The following is a 5,503-nucleotide window of genomic DNA, read 5'->3' as shown; positions in this document are numbered from 1 at the left end:
ACGTGGAACTCCCGAGACAGGATCGAGCAAAACCCGCGAGCAAGTGATCAACGAAACGCGTAATGAATCGCCAGCTGCGCGAGATGCTCGCCTCCAATCATTTGCAGGCTGATCTCCATCAAAGACGCATGCATCGCGGATGCAGCTCTTTCCTGCATTTTTGTTCCGATCTACCGCAGAGGCCTCAAGCAACAGAGGCCTCTGCATGTAGAACATCAGCTTGAGCGAACTACAAATTTCCCGGAAGAATTTCGGCCCAGATGATCGCAATCATCACTTAGGCGGGCGACACTGGGTTCAACGATGCGCGGACTCACCGAGGCGGATATCGCTACCGAGCATCACATTGCATGTTTCCTCATCCATTAACTTGAGGATGGGACAGGACACCGCCTTCTTCAGAACTGAGTTGTGCATACGGTGTCGCGCTTCCTTCAGACACAGCTGTAGCGTTTGCTCCTAGGATGCGAGTTAACCACTGGCTTGCCGAAGATCTGTAGCATTTAAAGATCGGTAGCAACGTATGGCCTTCACCGCGTACCCCTGGTAGATTGACTACACTAACTGCTGCCATGCTACGAAGTCGCATTCACCGCCTATCCACCGCAGTCCTTGTGGTGCTTTCGCTGCTGTTCGCACAGCTGGCGTTGGCGGGTTACGTCTGCCCACAGGAGGAAGGCGTTGATGCAATGACGGCCAGGATGGAGGCCGGCATACCATGCGAAGGTATGGACCAACAGCAACCGGTTCTGTGTCATCAGTACACCAATGCCCCGGATGTGACCTTCGAAGCAGTCAAACTGCCCGTGGCGTCATTACCTGCCATCGTGCAGGTGTTGGAGCTGCCGCTAGTGCTCGAATTTGATGCTGCACTTGCAGTGTCCTGGCCCATCACCTTGGAGGTTCGACCGCCTCCGGACCCTCTTTTTCTCTCTACTCTCAGACTCAGAGTCTGATCACTCCGTCGACTGACTGGTGCTGGCGTGGCTTGTCCATACGCCGGCAATGCCCTCGTTCGTCCACGGAGTTTCCATGTCCCCTATTTTTTTGCGAGCAGCCTCCTTGGCTGCCGTATTTCTGCCGGCCGTTGCTGCTGCAGAATCGATTTCATTCGACCAGGCAATAAGCTTGGCCGTCCAACGCTCCGAAGCAGCCCGCGCAGCCCAGGCGGCGATGCAAGGCTCTGTCCATTCCATACAGGCTGCGGGTCAGTTGCCAGATCCCATGCTGCGGGCCGGCATCGACAATTTGCCGGTTACCGGCTCAGACCGCTTCAGCGGTACCCGTGAGTCCATGACGATGAAGCGCATCGGTATCAGCCAAGAGTGGCTCTCCGCCGATAAACGAGCCGCACGCGAAGGTGCGGCTCGTGCACGGGCCGACCGCGATGCCGTACAAAAAGACATTGCCGAAGCCGAGGCTCGCCTGCAGGTCAGCATGGCGTATGTCGATGCTTGGTTCGCCACTGAAGCACTCAAGCTAACCACACAAACCGAGCATCACTTGCACGAGGAGCTGAATGCGGCAAAAAGCCGCATAGCAGCTGCCACAGGCAACAGCGCAGAAGCGTTGCAGCTCCTATCCGCCAAAGGGATTGCAGAGGATGAAAGCGAAGAGGTTCGCCAACAACAGTCTGCAGCCATGGTCAGTCTGCAACGCTGGATCGGCATTCTTCCCGATGCCCTCAACAAGCCACCTGCCTTCCCTGCTCCCGAGGAATGGGACTACGTGGCGAGATATCCAGCCGTCGCAGGCTTAAAAAGCGACGTCGAAATTGCTCGCCAGAGTGCAAACGTCGCAGCCAAGGAGCGCTCTCCCAACTGGACCTGGGAAGTGTCCTACGGCCAGCGCACTGGCTATTCCGATTTGGTTTCAGTCGGCGTCAGCATCCCGCTCCAAATCGCACCAAGCCAGCGCCAAGACCGCGAAACCTCGGCCAAGCTGGCCATGGTCGACAAAGCAGAGGCTGACCTGACGGAGGGAATGCGCGCAGCCATGGCCGATTACCGCACCTTGACTAGCGACGCCGCGCGCCTGCAGCAGCGTATCGAGAGATACCAAGGCTCCGTAGTGACTCCGGCCAGACAGCGCACTTCCGCCGCCCTGGCCGCCTACCGCTCAAATCAATTGGCCCTGACCGCCGTGTTTGAGGCACGACATGCCGAGGTCGAAGCTCAGAGAAAACTCCTCGCACTGCAGCGTGATTTGGTACGTACGCAGGCCCAACTAAACCTCAAACCCATCGCTCAGGGAGGTGCCCAATGAAGCGCACAGCACTGGTCACTTCATTGGTTACGGCAGGCGTACTGCTGGCAGCCGGTGGCTTCTTTATTGGCCGCTTGACCTCCGAAGGCGCTGCCCCCCAGGCCGTAGCCGCCTCGGAATCCAAGGCTCCCACAGGCGAGCGCAAGGTCCTCTACTGGCATGACCCCATGGTGCCGGGACCACGCTTTGACAAACCGGGCAAGTCGCCATTCATGGACATGCAATTGGTGCCCGTCTATGCGGACGATGCCAATGACACAGGTGTCAAAGTCAGTCCAACGGTGCAGCAGAACCTCGGCATTCGGACCGCGACGGTCAAGCGAGCCGACATCGGCGCGTCGTTCGACGCCGTTGGAACGGTGCAGTTCGATGAGCGTCTGAGTGTCGCCGTTCAGACCCGTGTTGCCGGTTATGTCGAGCATTTGGCTGTGCGCGCTCCCATGGAGCAGGTTCGCAAAGGTCAGGCTTTGGCCACCATTTTTGCGCCCGAGTGGCTGGGGCCACAAAACGAACTGCTCGCACTCAAGCGTTCAGGTGTACCTCAGGAGCTTATTACGGCAACCCGTGAGCGCATGCGCGCCATGTCCATCCCCGCAGAACTGGTACGCAAGAGTGAGGAAACCGGGGTCGCCCAAGCTCGCTATACCTTGCAGGCTCCGGTAAATGGCGTGGTGACGGAACTTGGTGTGCGAGATGGAGCCCAGGTGTCACCTGGCCTTACGTTGTTCCGTATCTCCGGCCTAGAGAAGGTCTGGGCCGTGGCTGAAGTGCCGGAAGCACAAGCCGTACGTCTGACGCGTGGCCAGAAGGTCAAGGCCGTTCTGCAAGCCGATGCATCCCAAACCTTCGAAGGCGAGTTGAAGGAAATCCTGCCACAGGTCAACGCCAGCACACGCACCCTGCAAGCGCGATTCGAGGTCGTTAACCGCAGCGGCAAACTGATACCCGGGTTGCTGCTGCGCCTGCAGGTCGGCGACGCTCCAGCCTCGCGCCTAGTCCTGCCTTCCGAAGCCGTCATCCGTACCGGCACCCGTGCATTGGTCATCGTCCGCAAGGAGTCTGGCAACTTCGAGCCTCGGGAAATCAAACTTGGCGAGGACTTGGGTGATCAATTGGAGGTGCTGCAAGGCTTGCGCGAAGGCGAAGAGGTGATTGCCAGCGGCCAATTCCTAGTGGACTCGGAAGCGCGGCTCAAGTCAGCTCTGGGAGCCATGGAGGCCGGGCAATCCCAGCCTGTGCCCGCTACGGCCACCGAAGCCCCCGACATCTTCCGCGCCGAGGGCAAGGTGGAAAGCATGGATGACGACGGGATCACGATCTCGCATGGCCCTGTGCCGGCTCTCAAGTGGCCCGCCATGACAATGAGCTTTGGCAAGGCCGACTCGATGACGCTCACGGGCTTGAAGCCAGGAGATCTGGTGCGCTTCGAGTTCCGAAAAGGCGGGCCCATGGATTGGGAAGTCATCTCCGTGCAGAAAAGCGGCAGCGCCGCTGGAACCACCGGAGGCGCCAAGTGATTGCTGCTCTGATCCGTTGGTCCATCACCAACCGCTTTCTAGTGCTGATTGCCACCGCGTTCCTCGTGGCGGTAGGCATCTGGTCGGCATCTCGCACCCCGGTCGATGCATTGCCGGACCTCAGCGACGTACAGGTGATCGTTCGCACCACCTACCCAGGCAAGCCGCCCCAGGTGGTGGAGGACCTCGTGACCTACCCGCTGACCACAACCATGCTGAGCGTACCTGGGGCTAAAACCGTCCGAGGCTATTCGTTCTTTGGCGACTCCTTCGTCTATATCCTGTTTGACGACAAGACCGATCCATACTGGGCACGGTCACGGGTGGTGGAGTATCTGAACCAGGTGCAAAGCCGCTTACCAGTAGGTGCGACAGCCGCGCTAGGCCCGGATGCCACTGGTGTGGGCTGGGTCTACGAGTACGCGCTGGTCGACCGCAGCGGCCATAACGATATTGGACAGCTGAGAGCCCTCAACGACTGGTTTCTGAAATTCGAGCTGAAAACCGTTCCGGATGTGGCGGAAGTCGCCAGCATCGGCGGCATGGTCCGCCAATACCAGGTGGTGCTCGACCCGGACCGCATGCGAACGCTCGCCATCACACAGTCCATGGTCGTGCAGGCCCTGCAGAAGGCCAATCAGTCGTCTGGCGGCTCGGTAGTGGAAATGGCCGAGACCGAGTACATGGTGCGCTCGCGCGGATTCCTTCAATCACTGGAGGACTTCCGTACCATCCCGATCACCCTCAGCGGAGCGACACCCGTGCTGCTGAGAGATGTGGCCATAGTCCAGATAGGCCCGGAAATGCGACGGGGCATCGCCGAACTAGATGGTGAGGGTGAAGTCACGGGAGGGGTAGTAGTCATGCGCTCCGGCAAGAATGCCCGAGCCACTATCGAAGCCGTCAAAGCCAGGCTGGAGACGCTCAAACCCAGTCTGCCCAAAGGCGTTGAGGTGGTGGAAACCTATGACCGCTCCAAACTCATTGATCGTGCAGTCGACAACCTGCGTGTCAAGCTTCTGGAGGAGTTCGCCGTCGTCGCCGTCGTCTGTGCCATCTTCCTATTCCACCTGCGCTCCGCGCTGGTGGCAGTTGTAACACTGCCTATTGGGGTGCTAGCGGCTTTTGGCGTGATGCACTGGCAAGGCGTGAGCGCGAACATTCTCTCGTTGGGCGGTGTGGCCATTGCTCTAGGGGCTATGGTCGATGCCTCGGTGGTCCTGGTCGAAGCTGCGCACAAGCATCTGGAGCACTTTGAAGAACGACATGGACGCCCATCGTCCGTGGCCGAGCGCTGGGAACTGATCGCGCAATCAGCCGTGGAGGTCGGTCCTGCGCTGTTCTTCTCGCTGCTGGTCATCACGCTGTCGTTCCTGCCCGTGTTCACCCTGGAGGCCCAGGAAGGACGGCTGTTCTCGCCACTGGCCTTCACCAAGACCTATGCGATGGCGGCTGCTGCTGGCTTGTCGGTGACTCTGGTTCCAGTGCTGATGGGATACCTCATTCGAGGACGCATTCCAAAGGAAACTGCGAACCCTATCAACAGAAGCCTTATCGCCATTTACCGGCCTGCTTTGGAGTTGGTTTTGCGTTTTCCTAAGTTCACGCTGCTGGCAGCGACATTGGCCCTGGCCATCACCGCAATTCCGGTCATGCGGCTGGGCGGTGAGTTCATGCCGCCGCTGGACGAAGGCGATCTGTTGTACATGCCCTCGGCGTTA

At 59.2% G+C, this 5,503-nt stretch carries 3 protein-coding genes; all 3 read left to right on the top strand.

Going from position 1 to position 5,503, the window contains the following annotated elements; translation table 11 throughout:
* The first annotated feature begins 1,032 nt into the window (after positions 1 to 1,032).
* The gene (locus CTATCC11996_RS21370; protein WP_003080381.1) at positions 1,033 to 2,265 is read left to right on the top strand and encodes a TolC family protein; all 1,233 of its coding nucleotides are present in this window, start codon (positions 1,033 to 1,035) and stop codon (positions 2,263 to 2,265) included.
* On the top strand, positions 2,262 to 3,782 hold the full coding sequence (locus CTATCC11996_RS21365) for an efflux RND transporter periplasmic adaptor subunit (RefSeq protein WP_003080380.1): 1,521 nt from the start codon (positions 2,262 to 2,264) through the stop codon (positions 3,780 to 3,782). Before CTATCC11996_RS21370 ends, CTATCC11996_RS21365 begins: the two co-directional genes overlap by 4 nt.
* The coding region (locus tag CTATCC11996_RS21360) for an efflux RND transporter permease subunit (protein WP_003080379.1) at positions 3,779 to 5,503 on the top strand (1,725 nt) is incomplete at its 3' end. The genes CTATCC11996_RS21365 and CTATCC11996_RS21360, both read left to right, overlap by 4 nt.

Source organism: Comamonas testosteroni ATCC 11996 (assembly GCF_000241525.1).
GTDB classification, from domain to species: Bacteria; Pseudomonadota; Gammaproteobacteria; order Burkholderiales; family Burkholderiaceae_C; genus Comamonas; species Comamonas testosteroni.
The sequence above is the reverse complement of the archived record's forward strand: the minus strand, read 5'-3'. Positions and strand labels throughout refer to the sequence as shown.

Coding starts and splice junctions, on each gene's coding strand:
- CTATCC11996_RS21370 (WP_003080381.1), top strand. CDS start 1,033: ATGTCCCCTATTTTTTTGCGAGCAGCCTCCTTGGCTGCCGTATTTCTG.
- CTATCC11996_RS21365 (WP_003080380.1), top strand. CDS start 2,262: ATGAAGCGCACAGCACTGGTCACTTCATTGGTTACGGCAGGCGTACTG.